The sequence below is a fragment of the Kribbella sp. NPDC023972 genome (assembly GCF_040639075.1).
GTDB lineage: Bacteria > Actinomycetota > Actinomycetes > Propionibacteriales > Kribbellaceae > Kribbella.
Map to the genome: position 1 here is coordinate 1,730,636 of NZ_JBEZZH010000001.1, position 15,368 is coordinate 1,746,003.

Below are 15,368 nucleotides of genomic sequence, written 5' to 3' on the forward strand. Positions count from 1 at the left end.
TCAGGTGAATCCGGCCGCAGGAATGCGTTTCACCCGGACGCACCGACCGGTAGCAGATCGGTGAACCTTCGGTGAACGAGGTCCGGATCACGGGCAGGTGGTGTCGCCGGCAGCTCATCGTCAGGCAGGATGGCGCGTTCGCCGGTCACGCCGAGGACTACGCTGCCCGGAACGCGCCCCTCGGACGACCTGCGGTACGCCGCCGTACGACCGCCCATCGAAGGAGAAGGCATGGAACCGCTGCGCATCGGGATTCTCGGGGCCGCCCGGATCGCCGGCAACGCGATCGTCGAGCCGGCCCGGCTGACCGGCGCCCGGCTGGTCGCGGTGGCGGCCCGGGACACCGAACGGGCCGAGGCCTTCGCGGCGGAACACCAGGTCGAACGGGTGCACGCGTCGTACCAGGACGTGCTGGACGACCCCGAGATCGAGGCGATCTACAACCCGCTCGCCAACGGGCTGCACGGTCCGTGGAATCTGCGGGCGATTGCCGCTGGCAAGCATGTGCTGACCGAGAAGCCCTCGGCCAGCAACGCGGTGGAAGCGATCCAGGTCCGCGACGCTGCCCTCGAGCGGGGCGTGGTCTTCATGGAGGGATTCCACTACGCGTACCACCCGGTGATGCGCCGGCTGCAAGAGTTGCTCGCCAAGGGTGAGCTCGGCGACCTGCAGCACGTCGAGGCGACCATGGTGATGCCACCGCCGCCGGACACCGACCCGCGATGGTCGTTGCCGCTGGCCGGTGGCGCCGTGATGGACGTCGGCTGCTACGCGATCCACGCACAGCGGATGCTGGCGCCGTACGCCGGTGGTGTGCCGAAGCTGATCAGCGCACGGGCCGGCGAGCGCAAGCGGCTGCCCGGGGTGGACGAGTGGCTGAACGCCGACCTCGAGTTCCCGAGCGGTGCCACCGGTGCGATCCGGACCAGCATGGCCGCTGAGAACGTCGATTTCAGCCTCAAGGTGGTCGGCACGCGCGGCGAGGCGTTCGCGCCGTTCTTCGTGCTGCCGCACAACGACGACCGGGTGATCGTGACGACCAAGGAGGACACCTGGGTCGAGCACCTCGGCACGCGTACGTCGTACACGTATCAGCTGGAGGCCTTCGCCGGAGCGATCCGCAACGGTGCGCCGGTGCTCACCGACGCCGAGGACGCGCTGGCGACGATGGAGCTGATCGACGCGTGCTACGTCGAGGCCGGGATGACTCCGCGCCCGGTCTCCACCATCTGAGCTCGCCCAGCGGCGGCGTGCGCGAACGCCTGGATGAACGGGTGTGGCCGCGTGCCGTCCCCGGACAACTCCGGCTGGAACAGCGTCACCAGGAAGAACGGGTGCTCGGGTAGCTCGGCGACCCGTGGCGCGCCGTCGGCGTCGTACGCGCTGAACACCAGACCGTGGTCCTCGAGCAAACTCTGCCGCGCGGGATCGAGCCCGTACGAGCAGTGATAGCGCTCGGTGGACCGCTCCGCGCCGAGCAGCCGGCCGGCCAGCGTGCCGGGCCGCACCTCGACCGTGGCCTCGTGACCGTCGAGTGAGCAGGCCAGCGGCACGATCAGCAGGTCGTCGGCGTCGGGAGCGTTCTCGGCGTGCTGTACGCCGGTGGCACCGCAGACGTTGCGCGCATACTCGAGCATCGCGTGCTGGAAACCGCCACACGTCCCGAGGAACGGGATCCCCCGCTCTCGCGCCGTGCGGATCGCACTGAGCGCGCCTGCCTCGCTTCGGTACGGGCTCCCGGGCAGGACCCAGATCCCGTCGAAGGCCTCCATCGCGTCCACCTCGTCGGTGCGGACCCAGTACACGTCCAGGTCGAGCCCTTCCCGCTCGCGCAAGCGGTCGAGCACCCGCGGCACCTGGTGGTGTGAACGGACGTGCGGCGAGCGATCGCCGACCAGGGCGATCCGGGCAGAGTATGCGTGCGTCATGTCCTCATCCTGCGCCGGAAAGCTCGATCAACACCAACGATGATCTCTGCATTGACGATAAGCGATACTGATCGGCGTGGATCCGCATCTGCTCCGCACATTCATCGCGGTGGCGACGACTGGCTCCTTCTCGGCCGCGGCAGCCGAGCTCGGCTATACCCAGTCGGCGGTCTCGCAGCACATCGCCGCACTCGAGAACTCCCTCGGCACCGCGCTCCTGACCCGCCGCCCGGTGGCCCCGACCCCGGCCGGTGACCGGCTGCTCGAACACGCCGGGGCGATCCTGTTGCGCATCGAGGCCGCCCAGGCCGACGTACGACGGGTGCTCGGCGAGCCAGCCGGTTCGATCGTGTTCGCCTCGACTCCCCTGGCCGGTGCGGCTCGGGTCGCGCGGGCACTGACCCGGCTCAGGCAGGAGCGGGCCGGACTTGCCGTCACCTTCGAGGTGGCGCGCCGCGACGAGGTGGTTCGGGGTGTTGCGTCCGGCACCTACCACCTCGGCCTGATCGACGGCATCGCCGCGCCGAGCGATCCCCTGAGGCTGCCGGACGTCGGCACGGTCCGCACCTCGGGGGTCGCCCAGGAGCAACTCGCCGTCGTACTACCGGACGATCACCCGCTCGCTGGCCGCAAGCGTCTCGGCCTGCCGGCTCTGGTCGACGCACGATGGATCGACGCACCCGCCGTGAGCGCGCCACTGGACGATCTGCGCGCCGCGGTCGAAACCGACAGCCTGCGCCCAGCCCTCGTCTACACCGGCGCCGACCTCCTCACCCTCCTGGAACTGGTCGCCGCAGGCCATGGCCTGGCCGTCCTCCCCAGCTCGGTGCCGACGCCGGCCGGCGTACGGAAGATCCCCGTCAACGCACCCCGGCTCGTGCACCGGGTCGAACTCCTGCACGGCCACCTCGACTCGACCACCGCCACAGCCCTCGCCGAGTTGCTCGGCGAGGACTGAGCCCGGCTACTTCCGCGCCTGTTTGGTGGGCGGAATGATGGCGCTGTCGCTGGGGACGGCCTTCGGCTTCTTGGGTTGCTTGGGCTTGCGGACCTCACGTCCGCCCTTGTTCTTGGCCATGACGTACTCCTGGGCTGATGGCTGGCTCGCTGACCAGCTCAATGACTGCGGACAGGCCAACGGCCTTCGTACGCCGCGGTACTCCTCATGCCCCGGGGGTTGTCTTCGACGCTACACCCAAGCGGTTCCGATGACCCGTGCTAGTCGTGGGTGGGAAAGCCCAGGTTGAGGCCGCCGTGGGAGGGGTCCAGCCAGCGGGAGGTGACGACTTTGCCCCGGGTGAAGAAGTGCACGCCTTCGGTGCCGTGGGCGTGGGTGTCACCGAAGAGCGAGTTCTTCCAGCCGCCGAAGGAGTAGTACGCCATCGGCACCGGGATCGGGACGTTGACGCCGACCATGCCGACCTCGACCTCGGTCTGGTACCGGCGGGCCGCGCCACCGTCGTTGGTGAAGATCGCGGTGCCGTTGCCGTACGGGTTCGAGTTCACCAGCTCGAGGGCGGCGTCGTACGTCGGGACGCGGACGACCGACAGCACCGGGCCGAAGATCTCGTCGGTGTAGATCGACATGTCCGGCGTGACCTTGTCGAACAGCGTCGGACCGAGCCAGAAGCCGTCGTCAGCGCCGTCGAACGGGCCCTCGCGGCCGTCGACCGCCAGCTCCGCACCCGCCTTCACGCCGGCCTCGACGTACCCGACGACCTTGTCGCGGTGCTCGCCGGTCACGAGCGGGCCCATGTCGCAGCCGCGGGTGCCGTCACCCGTGCGCAACCCGCCCATCCGCTCCTTGATCTTGCCGATCAGGTCGTCGGCGACCGGCTCGACCGCGATCAGCGCCGAGATCGCCATACACCGCTCACCCGCCGAGCCGAAGCCGGCGTTGACCGCGGCGTCGGCGGCCAGGTCGAGGTCGGCGTCGGGCAGCACGACCATGTGGTTCTTCGCGCCGCCGAGCGCCTGCACCCGCTTGCCGTTCGCGGTGCCGTGCTGGTAGACGTACCGGGCGATCGGGGTCGACCCGACGAACGAGACCGCCTTGATGTCCGGGTGCTCGAGCAGCCGGTCGACCGCCTCCTTGTCGCCGTGGACGACGTTCATCACGCCGTCGGGCAGGCCGGCCTCCTTCCACAGCGCGGCGACCGCGTTGACCGCGGACGGGTCCTTCTCGGACGGCTTGATCACCACACTGTTGCCACAGGCAACCGCGATCGGGACGAACCAGAGCGGCACCATGGCCGGGAAGTTGAACGGCGAGATCACCGCGACCGCGCCGAGCGGCTGGCGGATCGAGTACACGTCGACGTTCGTCGACACGTTCTCGCTGAAGCCACCCTTCAGCAGGTGCGGGATGCCGCAGGCGAACTCGACCACCTCCTGACCGCGGGTCACCTCGCCGAGCGCGTCCGACAGCACCTTGCCGTGCTCGGCGGTGATCAGCGCGGCGATCTTCTCCTTGTTCGCGTTCAGCAGCTCACGGAACGCGAACAGCACCTGGGCCCGCCTGGTCAGCGAGGTCCGGCCCCAGACCTTGGACGCGTCGTGGGCGACCTTGACCACCTCGTCGACCGTCGCCGCCGAGGCCAGGTCCAGCTCACCGGTGACCTCACCCGTCGCCGGGTTGTAGACCTTGCTGGTGCGCTCCGAGACCCCGGTCCACGGGGCCCCGCCGATCAGATGAGTGATTCGCTTGATGTCAGTACTCACGATTTCCTCGCTGCATTGGTTGGCAGGTGGTCAGGGTTCATCCGAGGACCTTCCGGCGGTCGGCGAGGTCGACGTCGACCGGGCGGCCGGAGCCGAGGGACGCGATGCCGGCCTCGCAGACGGCGGCTGCCGCGTAGCCGTCCCAGGCACTCGGACCGTCGATCTCCCCACGTCGGGTGGCGTCGACCCAGCGCTGCACCTCGATGTCGTACGCGGCCTCGAAGCGGACGCGGTAGTCGGCCGGCATCGCGCCACCCCACTGACTGCCCGCCCGGGTAAAGACGCCCGAGCCGAGCCCGATGGTAGCGCTGCCGCGCTCGGCGACGGCCTCACACCGCACCTCGTACCCCACCTGGAAGTTGACGAACACCTCGACATCCGCGATCGCCCCGTTCGCCAGCTCGAACACGGCCAGTTGCGGGTCCAGCACCCCTTCGCCGCCCAGGCTGGTCGGCTTCGGCGCGTGCACGGTGATCCGGGTGATCTCGGCGTCGAACAGCCAGCGGGCGACGTCGACCTCGTGCACCAGCGAGTCCCGCACGATCATCTCGCTACGGAACGTCGCCGGGACCGACTTGTTCCGGTGGACGTTGTGCAGCAGCAGGGTCCGGCCCAGTTCCCCGGAGTCCAGCAGCTGCTTCAGAGCGGCGTACTCCGGGTCGAACCGGCGCATGAAACCGACCTGGATGAGCGACCGGCCGACTTTGTGCTCGGCCTCGACCACTCGGAGCGAGGACGCCGCGTCCATGGTCAACGGCTTCTCGCACAGCACCGGCTTCCCGTGCTCGAGGCAGGCGAACAGCTGCTCCGCATGCGCGAATCCCGGTGACGCGAGGATGACCGCGTCCACCTCGACATCGCCGATCAGCTCCAGCGGATCGCCGATCGGCCGCACGCCGCCGAGGGCGTCCGCCAGGGCCTTCGCCCGCTCGGCGTCCGGATCGCACACCGCGACCAGGCGCGCCCCGGCGGTGCGGCGGGCGACTCGCTCGGCATGGTCGGCGCCCATCATCCCGACGCCGACGATCCCGATCCGCAGATCGGTCATCCGTCCTCCTTCACCTGCTCATTGTCCTCGGCCGGCCCGGCCTTGCCGTCCCGTACGGCGGCATCCGCCGCCTGAGCGGGGTCGACGACGACACCTACGTCGATACCCCGAAGCTCGTGGCTGAGCGCCTCGAGCTCCGAACCGCCGGCCATCTCGGTGGTCAGTTGCTCCAGCGTGATGTCGGCCCGGTGGACGTCCAGCGCGACCCGGCCGAGCTTCAGGACGACGAAGTGGTTGCCGACCAGGTAGGCGTGGTGCGGGTTGTGGGTGATGAAGATGACGCCGATCCCCGCATCCCGCGCCTTGACGATGTACTTGAGCACCACGCCGGACTGGTTCACGCCCAGGGCCGCCGTGGGCTCGTCCAGGATCAGCACTTTCGCGCCGAAGTGAATCGCCCGCGCGATCGCGACGCACTGCCGTTGACCGCCCGACAGCTTGCCGACAGGCTGCTCCAGGTTGGGGATCGAGATCCCCATCTTGGTCAGTTCCTCCTCGGCGATCCGCTTCATCTTCGCCGAGTCCAGCAGCCCGAATGGGCCTCTGGTGATCTCGTTGCCGAGGAAGAAGTTGCGCCAGACCGACATCAGTGGCGCCAGGGCGAGATCCTGGTAGACGGTGGCGATACCGCTGTCCAGCGACTCGCGCGGCGAGGAGAAGTGCCGCTCCTGGCCGTTCACCGACATGGTGCCGGACGTGTAGTCGTGCAGGCCGGCGATGATCTTGATCAGCGTGGACTTCCCCGCGCCGTTGTCGCCCAGCACGCAGGTGATCTCACCCTGCCGCACCGACAGCGACACACCCCGCAGCGCGTGGATGTTGCCGTAGCTCTTGCCGACGTCCTCCAGGTGCACGATCGGCGTGGTCGGGCTGGTGCTCGCCTCGTCGGCGAAGCTCTTCGTGGTGGTCATCGTGCTTCCGCCTTGTTCTTCACGACCAGGTTGACGATCGTTGCCAGTAGCAACATCGCGCCGAGGAACGCCTTGAACCAGTCCGGGTTCCAGCCGGCGTACACGACGCCGAGCTGGACCATGCCGAAGATCAGCGCGCCGATCGCCCCGCCGACGACCGAGCCGTAGCCGCCGGTGAGCAGGCAGCCACCGACGACCGCCGCGATGATGTAGAGGAACTCCTTGCCGACACCCTCACCGGACTGCACCACGCCGTTCTGCACGAACAGCAGCTGCATGCCGGTGAACCAGGCGAAGAAGCCCACGGTCATGAACAGGCCGATCTTGACCTTCTTCACCGGTACGCCGACCGCCCGGGCCGCAGCGGCGTCACCCCCGACGGCGAAGATCCAGTTCCCGACCTTCGTCCGCAGCAGCACCCAGGCGGCGATCGCGACGAACAGGATCCACCAGACGATGATGATCTTGACGGTGATCCCGCCCAGTTTGAACTCCGACGCGAACAACGCCTTGGCAGAGCTGAACCCGTCCATGTCGCTGATCGAGTTCGAGGCGACCGCGCCGGAGGTCAACCGGGTCACCGCGATGTTCAGGCCCTGCAGGATGAAGAAGGTGCCCAGCGTCACCAGGAAGCTCGGCAGACCTGTGCGCATCAGCAGCCAGCCGTTGAAGAGACCGACCAGCAGCGAGAGCGCGAGCGCGACCACCACGCCGACCCAGACGTTGACGCTGAGCTGGTAGGCGAACAGGCCGGCGGTCAGACCTGAGGTCGTCACCGCGACCCCCGCCGACAGGTCGAACTCGCCGCCGATCATGAGCAGCGACACCGGCACCGCCATCACGCCGATCAGCGCGGCCTGGTACAGGATCGTGCCCGTGTTGTTGATGTCCCGGAACGGCGCCGCGGTGACGAGGAAGAACACCAGGATCACGGCCGCTCCGACGAGCGATCCGATCTCGGGACGGCTCAGCAGGCGGGCACCGATGGATCGCGCGGAGACGCGATCGTCGGCGGCCACGGGTGACGTGATGGTCGACGCCATGGCGCTACCTCAGCGCGTTCCGGCGGCGGCGAACTTCTCGACCGCCTCGATGTTCGACTTGTCGATGAAGGCCGGCCCGGTCAGCGTCGCCTCACCGCCGCCGATCGTGTCGCCGTTGGTCTTGTAGAGCCAGATCGCGTCGATCGCGAGGTAGCCTTGGAGGTACGGCTGCTGGTCGACCGCGAACTGGACGGTGCCGTCCTTGACCGCCTTGGCCATCTCCTTGCTCATGTCGAAGCTGCCGATCTTGGCCGCGGATCCCGCGTCCTTGGCCGCCTGAACCGCGGTCAGGGCGATACCGGCGTTCAGCGCGACGACGTAGTCGGCGGTCTTGTCCTGCTGCAGCTTGGACGTGAGCGTCGCCTGGGTGCCCGGCTGGTCGGTGCCGTTGACATTCACGTTCTCCACCGCGCCGAACTTGTCCTTGATGCCCTGGCAGCGCGCCTCGAGGCTGACGTTGCCCTGTTCGTGGATGACGCAGATGACCTTCTTCGCGCCGAGCTGCTTCAGCTTGTCACCGGTCGCCTGGCCCGCGATCCGCTCGTCCTGACCGAAGTACCCGAGCGCGCCGGTGGTCTTCCAGACGTCGAGACCGCCGTTCAGGATAGTCACCGGAATACCCGCCGCGATCGCCTTCTTCACGTTCGGGATCACCGCGTCCGGCTTGTTCAGGGTGACCGCGATGCCGTCGACCTTGGAGTCGATCGCCGTCTGCACCAGGTTCGCCTGAGCGGCTCCGTCCGGATCGGAGGAGTACTGCAGCTCGATGTTGTCCTTCTTCGCGGCCACCTCCGCGCCGCGCCGGACGATGTCCCAGAAGGTGTCGCCGGGCCCCGAATGGGTGATCAGGGCGACCTTCATCCGCGGGGTGTCCGCGACGTTCCCGGAACCGGAACCGGCGTTCTGCTCCTCCTGCTTGCCGCCGGACGAACTGCACGCGGCGAGCGCCACCACCACGGCGAGTGCCGCCCCCGCAGCCGCCGCCTTCTTCTGCCACCGAACCATGACTACAACCAGCCTTTCAGACGATCCGCGGGTCGCCCCGCGGTGTTGCGAGGGACCAGAGAGTGCACACTCTGCTGGCCGTCAGATCGATACGCCACCCCCGTGGGATCTCAGATAGGCCAACGTCCGCTCCGCGATCGGCAGCGGTACGTCGGGCGGGCAGGGATACAGATCCTGCTCGACGATCGCGAACAGGTCCACGTCGAGCGCTGTCAGCGCCTCGAGCACCGGCGGCAGGTCAGGTACGCCGTTGGGTGGCTCACACATCACGCCGCGCTTGACAGCCTCGTCGAACCCTGCACCGTCGGACTCGACGGCGGCCAGGATCTCGGGGTCGACCTGCTTGAGGTGGACGTACCCGATCCGGTCCGGATACTTCCGGATCAGTTCGAGGTTGTCACCGCCGCAGTAACTGATGTGCCCCGTGTCGAGGCAGAGGTTCACGTACTCGCCGTCGGTCTCCGCCAGGAAGCGCTCGACGGTGTCCTGGGTGTCGACGTGGCCGTCCGCGTGCGGGTGGTACTGCGTCTTCAGCCCGTACTCCTCGGCGATCCGCCGTCCGAGCTCGGTCACCTGCCGGCCGTGCCGAGCCTGCCCCTCGTGGTCGAGCCGGGCCTCGGTGGGCTGGCCGGTGACCGAATCGCGCCACATCGACGGCATCACGACAAGGTGCCTCGCGCCCATTGCCGCGGTCAGCTCGGCCACCTTCGACACGTCCCGCCAGGTCGACGCCCAGGCATCCGGCCGATGCAGCTGTTCGAACGTCGTGCCTGCCGTCATGGACAGGCCGCGCTTGTCCAGCTCCTCCTTCAGCCGGGACGGATCGGTCGGCAGGTAGCCGTACGGCCCGAGCTCGATCCGGGTGTAACCGGCCGCGGCGACCTCGTCGAGGAACCTCTCCCACGGTGTCTGCTGCGGATCGTCCGCGAACCACACACCCCACGAGTCCGGCGCGCTGCCGATCTTCACCTCGGCCATGTCAACGATCTCCCTCGGCCGGCGCCAGGAGCGGACGCTGGCCCTTCTTGGACTCCTCGTACGACGCCGCCGCGGCCTGGGTCGAGTCGAGCTCGGACACCTGGCTGACCGGGACGTCCCACCACGACTCGCTGTCGGGTGCACCGATCAGCGGATCCGTCTGGACGTGGATCGCGATGGGTCCGTCCGCGGCCTTCGCCGTACCGATCGCCTTCTCCAGCTCGGCGCGGTCGTGCACCTCGATCACGTCGACGCCGAGGCTGCGGATGTTCGCGGCCAGATCGACCGGCAGGTAGTCGCCGTCGAGGCGTCCGTCACTGCCGCGGCGTCGGTACGCCGTACCGAAGCGTTGGGAGCCCAGCGACTCCGACAGCGCGCCGATCGAGGCGAAGCCGTGGTTCTGGACCAGGACGACGATGATCTTCACGTTCTCCTGGACCGCGGTGACGAGCTCGGTGGACATCATCAGGTACGACCCGTCACCGACCAGGACGAACACGTCGCGATCGGGCGCGCCGAGGCGGACGCCGATACCGCCGGCGATCTCGTAGCCCATGCAGGAGTAGCCATATTCGACGTGGTATCCCTTCGGGTCGCGCGTGCGCCACAGTTTGTGCAGCTCACCCGGCATCGAACCGGCTGCGCAGACCACCACATCAGACGGCGCCGACAATTCGTTCACGGCACCGAGCACTTCGCCTTGTGTCAGCAGGCCTTCGGCCAGGTTCGCGGTCACCTCGGCGGGCGGGTTGTAGGTGTTTTCCACAATCGCGTCCCACTGGGTTGCGAGCATGGCGGTCGAGGATCTGTACTGGTCGCTCACAGACCAGTCACCAACCGCGGATCGCAACGAAACAAGGGCTTCCCTGGCATCCGCGACGAGAGGAAGGCCGGCATGTTTGCCACCGTCGAAACGCGCCACGTTGATGTTGACGAACCGCACGTCCGGGTTCTGGAAGGCGGTCCGGGAGGCCGTCGTGAAGTCGCTGTACCGGGTGCCGATCCCGATCACCAGGTCGGCGTCGCGGGCCAGGGTGTTGGCTGCCGTGGTCCCGGTCGAGCCGACCGCGCCGACCGACTGCGGGTGGTCGTAGCGCAGCGATCCCTTGCCTGCTTGGGATTCCGCCACGGGTATGCCGGTCGCCTCGGCGAACTCGCGGAGCGCGTCCTCGGCGCCGGAGTAGTGCACGCCGCCACCCGCGACGATCAGCGGCCGCTGCGCGGACCGTAGGAGATCTACCGCCTTGTCGACAATTGATGCTTCCAGCAACGGCCTTGCGACGTACCAGGTGCGCTCGGTGAAGAGCTCCTCGGGCCAGTCGTGGGCCTCAGCCTGGACGTCCTGCGGCAGGGCCAGCGTCACCGCCCCGGTCTCGACCGGGTCGGTCAGTACGCGCATGGCGTTGAGCAGGGCCGAGGGCAGCTGCTCGGGGCGCCAGATGCGGTCGAAGTACTTGGACACGGGCCGGAACGCGTCGTTCACGGAGACGTCGCCGGCGCCGGAGCTCTCCAGCTCCTGCAGCACGGGTGTCGCCACCCGAGTCGCGAACACATCCGAAGGGAGGATCAGAACAGGCAGCCGGTTGATGGTCGCCAGGGCCGCGCCGGTCACCATGTTGGTCGACCCCGGGCCGATGCTTGCCGTGCAAGCGTAGGTCTGGAGCCGGTCACGGGTGCGGGCGAAGGCGGATGCGGTGTGCACCATGGCCTGCTCGTTGCGGGCCAGGACGTACGGCAGCGCCTCCGGGTCCTGGAGCTCGGCCTGGAGCAGGGCCTGGCCGACACCGGCCACATTGCCGTGGCCGAAGATTCCCAGGCACCCGGCGAACAGCCGCTGCCGCTGTCCGTCGCGCTCCGAGTACTGGACGCTCAGGAATCGCACCAACGCCTGCGCGACCGTGAGACGTACCGTCATCGCTGTCCTCCGGAGAAGTGTGCGCCGAGGCGCGGGTCGGATGAGTTACTCATGGCTCGCCCCGAACGGGAGACGGGGGTCGATCGACTGGGTGGCCCAGAGCTCGCGGACCCAGCCGTGCCGCGGGTCGTCGGTGATCAACCACTCGCGTTCGGTACCGGGGCCGGCCATCACGTTCAGGTAGTACATGTCATAGCCAGGAGGCGCCATAGCAGGACCATGCCAACCATGTGGGACCAGCACCAGATCACCGCTGCGGACTTCCGCGAGCACGTCGATCGGGCGGTCCTCGGTGCCGTACACGCGCTGATAGCCGATCGGGTCGTTGCCCTTGACATCTTCCGGGGCGGCCTCGGAGAGCTGCAGCTCGAAGTAGTAGATCTCCTCGAGCTCACTCTCCTTGCCCGGCCTGTGCTCGTCATGCTTGTGCGGTGGGTACGACGACCAGTTGCCGGCCGGAGTCAGCACCTCGCAGGCGATGATCGAGTCGGCCTCGAGGACAGCCGGCGTACCGAAGTTGCGGACCTGGCGGGACGCGACACCCGCGCCGCGCAACTCGGTCTCGACCTGCTCGACCCCGATGCGCCGGAACGGGTGGTCACTCGCGGCCTTCGCGTGCGGGAACGCGATGCGGGCGCCACCCGGGCTGACGACCGCCACCGTCGTACCGCGAGGAACGTAGGCCAGGTCGGTGGGGCCGGCGAAGACGTCGGCACGACCGGCGAGCGGGACGGTCTCCCCCTCGACGATCACCTCGGCCGAGCCGCTCAACGGGAGAACGAGGTACTCGCAGTCCTCGGTGTCGATCTGGACGGACTGGCCGGGCAGCAGCGTGCGGATCGACAGGCCGGTGTGATGCCAGTCCTGCTCGTCCGGACGCACCATGACCTCGAAGCCGTCGCGTGCCGTCGTACCGGCGGGCCTGAACCACCTACTCATGGACGTCCTCGCTTCGCTCCGGGCGCCCATGAGGCACAAGCCGGGCTGTGTCTTTGATTCCCTCGCGATGCTCGGTCATGCGGCACCTCCGTGGACGAGGGTGGCGGCTTGGTCGACGGCTGCGGCAACGTCGCCGTCGGGTGGGAAGAGCAGCGCGCGGCCGACGACAAGGCCACGGACCGAAGGAAGGCTGAGCGCCTTGCCCCACGACGCGTACGTCTCCTCGGGTGAGACCGTCGGGTCACCGCCGAGCAGCAGCGTCGGCAACGTCGTTGCTTCCATCACCCGCTCGAGGTCGTCGACCACCGGGAGCTTGAGCCAGGTGTACGCGCTGGTGGCGCCCAGACCGGAGGCGATGTGGATCGACTTGATCACCGAGTCCGGGTCGAGCTGGTTCGTCACCCGGCCGTCCGTACGCGTCGACCAGAACGGCTCGACCATCGCCATCAGCTTGTGCTCGGCCAGCCCGGTAACCGCGACCGCGCTGCTCTCCAGCGTCGCCACGGTGCCCGGGTCGGCCAGGTCGATCCTGGTCAGCATCTTGCCGCCGTCGAGCCGGCGAGCGGCGATCTCGTCGGCCGACCGGTACGCGGTGAAGCGATCGTCCAGTTCGAAGGCGGAGCCCTGCAGGCCACCGCGATTCATCGAGCCGATGACGACCTTGCCCTCGAGCGCGCCCAGCAGCAGCAGATCTTCGAGTACGTCGGGGGTCGCCAGGACGCCGTCGACACCGGGCCGCTCCAACGCGGTCGTCAGCCGGTCGATCAGCGCGGGGCGGCTGGCCATCGCCATCCGGTCACCGCGCACCCCCAGGGCGCCGCGGGCCGGGTGGTCGGCCGCGACGATCAGCAGCCGGCCGTCGGCGCCGACGAGCTCGCGGCGACGCCGCTGCTGCCATGCCTCGCCGATCCGCTCCGGATGCCGCACCCGCAGCTCGGTCAGGTGGTCGAGGGACTGTCCCGCTCTGATGTCGCTCATGCTTGCTCACCCAGCAGGCTCAGGACCTCCGCCTCGGTGGGCATCGCGGTCGAGCACTCGAGCCGGGACGCGACGATCGCGCCGGCCGTGTTGGCGAACCGGATCACCTTCTCCAGCGGCCAGCCCGCGAGCAATCCGTGGCAGAGCGCACCGCCGAAGCCGTCACCGGCGCCGAGACCGTTGACCACGTCGACCGGGAACGGCGGCACCTCGACCCGCTCGTCGCGGGTCCGGGCCAGGGTTCCCTTCGGGCCCTGTTTGACGATGGCCAGGTCGAGGCCACGGTCGAGCAGCGCCTGCGCGGCCTTGTCGGGGTCGGTCTCGCCGACCGCCACCTCACACTCCTCACGGTTGCCGACGGCAACCGTGCAGTAGTCCAGCGCGCGGCTGACCTGCTCATGCGCCTCACTCGGGTCGGCCCAGAACATCGGCCGGTAGTCGAGATCGAGCACGGTCAGCGGGCGGCGCTCGCGCGCTTCCCACGCGACGAAGTGGGCCGAGCGGCTCGGCTCCGCGGACAGCCCGGTGACGGTGGACCAGTAGATGCTCGCGTCCCGGATCGCGGTCAGGTCGAGCTCGGACGGGAAGATCTCCAGGTCCGGAGCCTTCGGGAACCGGTAGAAGTACAGCGGGAAGTTGTCCGGTGGAAAGATCTCGCAGAAGGTGATCGGCGTCGGCAGACCCTCGACGGGGGCCACGTACCGGTCGTCGACACCGAGCTCGCGCAAGGTGCGGTGGATGAAGGTGCCGAACGGGTCGTTGCCGGTCCGGCTGATCACCGCCGACCGCCGACCGTGCCGAGCCGCCGCGACCGCCACGTTCGTGGCGCTCCCACCCAGGAACTTGCCGAAGCTCTCCACGTCCTCCAGGTGGGTTCCCACCTGCAGCGGATACAGATCCACCCCGATCCGCCCGATGGTGAGAACCTCGTCCGGTCCGGACTGGCCTGCTGTCTGGGTCTCAGCAGTCATGACAGGGGCTCCGCGATGGTGTGGAGGTGGGCGATGCTGGCGCGCACGTCGGTGAGGGGGCCTTCGTCGGTGGGGCGAGACTGCAGGATGGTGTCCTGTTCGAGGACGTACCAGCCGCGGTAGCCGGAGTTCTCCAGCGTGGCGACGATCGTGGTCAGGTCGATGTCGCCCGCACCGAGCGGGCGGTACATGCCTTGGCGTACGGCGTCTGTGTAGGAGACCTCACCGGACTGGACCTTCGCGGCCCACTGAGCGTCGACGTCCTTGAGGTGCGTGTGCTTGATCCGGCCGGTGTGCTCGAGGGTCAGCGCGACCGGGTCGACACCCCCGATGAGCAGGTGGCCGGTGTCCAGAGTGAGTCCGATCGACGACCCCCGCAGTACCCGGTCGACGTCGTCGGCGTTCTCTACCATGGTCCCGACATGCGGGTGGATGGTCGCCACAACGCCGCTCGCGGCCGCGAGAGTGGACAGCTTGTCGAGATTGCCGAGCAACGTGCTCCAGCCGGTCTCGTCGAGCACCGGGCGCTCGTCGTACCCGTCCTGGCCGGTCGCCGCGGCGAGGACCAGTGTGGTCGCTCCCGCGGCCACGAACCCCTGCAAAGCCGTGGCGACCTCGGGAGCCGGGTCATGTGACGGGTCGTGCAGTACGACGGGGACGAATCCACCCACCGCACGGAGGCCGACATCCGCGAGCGTCTTCGCCTTCTCGGCCGGATCCGCGGGGAGGAAGCCGTCCGGACCGAACTCGGTGGCCGCGATACCGACGCCGCGCATCTCGGCGAGCACCGTCTCCGGGTCGTACTGCCAGCCCCACCCTGGGACCTCGCAGACACCCCACGAGATCGGGGCTCCGGCGATCCGGAGTACAAGGTCAGTCATCGGGCCGATCTCCTCTGCGGTCGAAGGCTTCACGAGTGGACGAGTCTGCG

General features: G+C 68.6%; 15 protein-coding genes. 2 read left to right on the forward strand and 13 right to left on the reverse strand.

The window, feature by feature from the left end:
- Positions 1-29 precede the first annotated feature (29 nt).
- Entirely contained in the window at positions 30-233 is a 204-nt protein-coding gene (locus tag AB0F43_RS08260; RefSeq protein WP_360472376.1) for a hypothetical protein, read from the reverse strand.
- Here AB0F43_RS08260 and AB0F43_RS08265 point away from each other — a divergent pair.
- Positions 232-1,233, forward strand: a complete 1,002-nt coding sequence (locus AB0F43_RS08265; protein ID WP_360472379.1) for a Gfo/Idh/MocA family oxidoreductase — start codon at positions 232-234, stop codon at positions 1,231-1,233. The genes AB0F43_RS08260 and AB0F43_RS08265 overlap by 2 nt on opposite strands.
- Here AB0F43_RS08265 and AB0F43_RS08270 read toward each other — a convergent pair.
- Positions 1,188-1,928, reverse strand: coding sequence for a hypothetical protein (locus tag AB0F43_RS08270; RefSeq protein WP_360472383.1), 741 nt, complete (start codon positions 1,926-1,928; stop codon positions 1,188-1,190). The two genes, AB0F43_RS08265 and AB0F43_RS08270, sit on opposite strands and share 46 nt — an antisense overlap.
- Positions 1,929-2,004: 76 nt before the next feature.
- On the opposite strand from AB0F43_RS08270, the gene AB0F43_RS08275 reads away from it, so the two are divergent.
- Positions 2,005-2,886, forward strand: coding sequence for a LysR family transcriptional regulator (locus AB0F43_RS08275; protein ID WP_360472386.1), 882 nt, complete (start codon positions 2,005-2,007; stop codon positions 2,884-2,886).
- A 260-nt stretch (positions 2,887-3,146) separates the two neighbouring features.
- Here the strand turns inward: AB0F43_RS08275 and AB0F43_RS08280 are convergent, their stop codons facing one another.
- From AB0F43_RS08280 to AB0F43_RS08330, 11 genes are all read right to left on the reverse strand, one after another.
- Positions 3,147-4,649, reverse strand: a complete 1,503-nt coding sequence (locus tag AB0F43_RS08280; RefSeq protein WP_360472389.1) for a CoA-acylating methylmalonate-semialdehyde dehydrogenase — start codon at positions 4,647-4,649, stop codon at positions 3,147-3,149.
- Positions 4,650-4,686: 37 nt separating this feature from the next.
- The gene (locus tag AB0F43_RS08285; protein WP_360472392.1) at positions 4,687-5,697 is read right to left on the reverse strand and encodes a Gfo/Idh/MocA family oxidoreductase; all 1,011 of its coding nucleotides are present in this window, start codon (positions 5,695-5,697) and stop codon (positions 4,687-4,689) included.
- The gene (locus AB0F43_RS08290; RefSeq protein ID WP_360472396.1) at positions 5,694-6,608 is read right to left on the reverse strand and encodes an ATP-binding cassette domain-containing protein; all 915 of its coding nucleotides are present in this window, start codon (positions 6,606-6,608) and stop codon (positions 5,694-5,696) included. The genes AB0F43_RS08285 and AB0F43_RS08290 overlap by 4 nt, the downstream gene beginning before the upstream one ends.
- Positions 6,605-7,651, reverse strand: a complete 1,047-nt coding sequence (locus AB0F43_RS08295; RefSeq protein ID WP_360472399.1) for an ABC transporter permease — start codon at positions 7,649-7,651, stop codon at positions 6,605-6,607. Before AB0F43_RS08295 ends, AB0F43_RS08290 begins: the two co-directional genes overlap by 4 nt.
- Before the next feature lie 9 nt (positions 7,652-7,660).
- Entirely contained in the window at positions 7,661-8,656 is a 996-nt protein-coding gene (locus AB0F43_RS08300) for a sugar ABC transporter substrate-binding protein (protein ID WP_360472402.1), read from the reverse strand.
- A gap of 81 nt (positions 8,657-8,737) precedes the next feature.
- Positions 8,738-9,634: a TIM barrel protein gene (locus tag AB0F43_RS08305; protein ID WP_360472405.1), complete on the reverse strand. Its 897-nt coding sequence runs from the start codon at positions 9,632-9,634 to the stop codon at positions 8,738-8,740.
- Position 9,635: 1 nt separating this feature from the next.
- Positions 9,636-11,549 (reverse strand): 3D-(3,5/4)-trihydroxycyclohexane-1,2-dione acylhydrolase (decyclizing), encoded by a 1,914-nt coding sequence (gene iolD / locus AB0F43_RS08310; protein ID WP_360472408.1) that lies wholly within the window; start codon positions 11,547-11,549, stop codon positions 9,636-9,638.
- A gap of 45 nt (positions 11,550-11,594) precedes the next feature.
- Positions 11,595-12,488, reverse strand: coding sequence for a 5-deoxy-glucuronate isomerase (gene iolB / locus AB0F43_RS08315; protein ID WP_360472411.1), 894 nt, complete (start codon positions 12,486-12,488; stop codon positions 11,595-11,597).
- A gap of 75 nt (positions 12,489-12,563) precedes the next feature.
- A complete protein-coding gene (locus AB0F43_RS08320) occupies positions 12,564-13,466 on the reverse strand; it encodes a deoxyribose-phosphate aldolase (protein ID WP_360472414.1) in 903 nt (300 codons plus the stop codon).
- Entirely contained in the window at positions 13,463-14,437 is a 975-nt protein-coding gene (iolC, locus tag AB0F43_RS08325) for a 5-dehydro-2-deoxygluconokinase (RefSeq protein WP_360472417.1), read from the reverse strand. Before iolC ends, AB0F43_RS08320 begins: the two co-directional genes overlap by 4 nt.
- A complete protein-coding gene (locus AB0F43_RS08330) occupies positions 14,434-15,318 on the reverse strand; it encodes a sugar phosphate isomerase/epimerase (protein WP_360472420.1) in 885 nt (294 codons plus the stop codon). Before AB0F43_RS08330 ends, iolC begins: the two co-directional genes overlap by 4 nt.
- Positions 15,319-15,368: the final 50 nt, after the last annotated feature.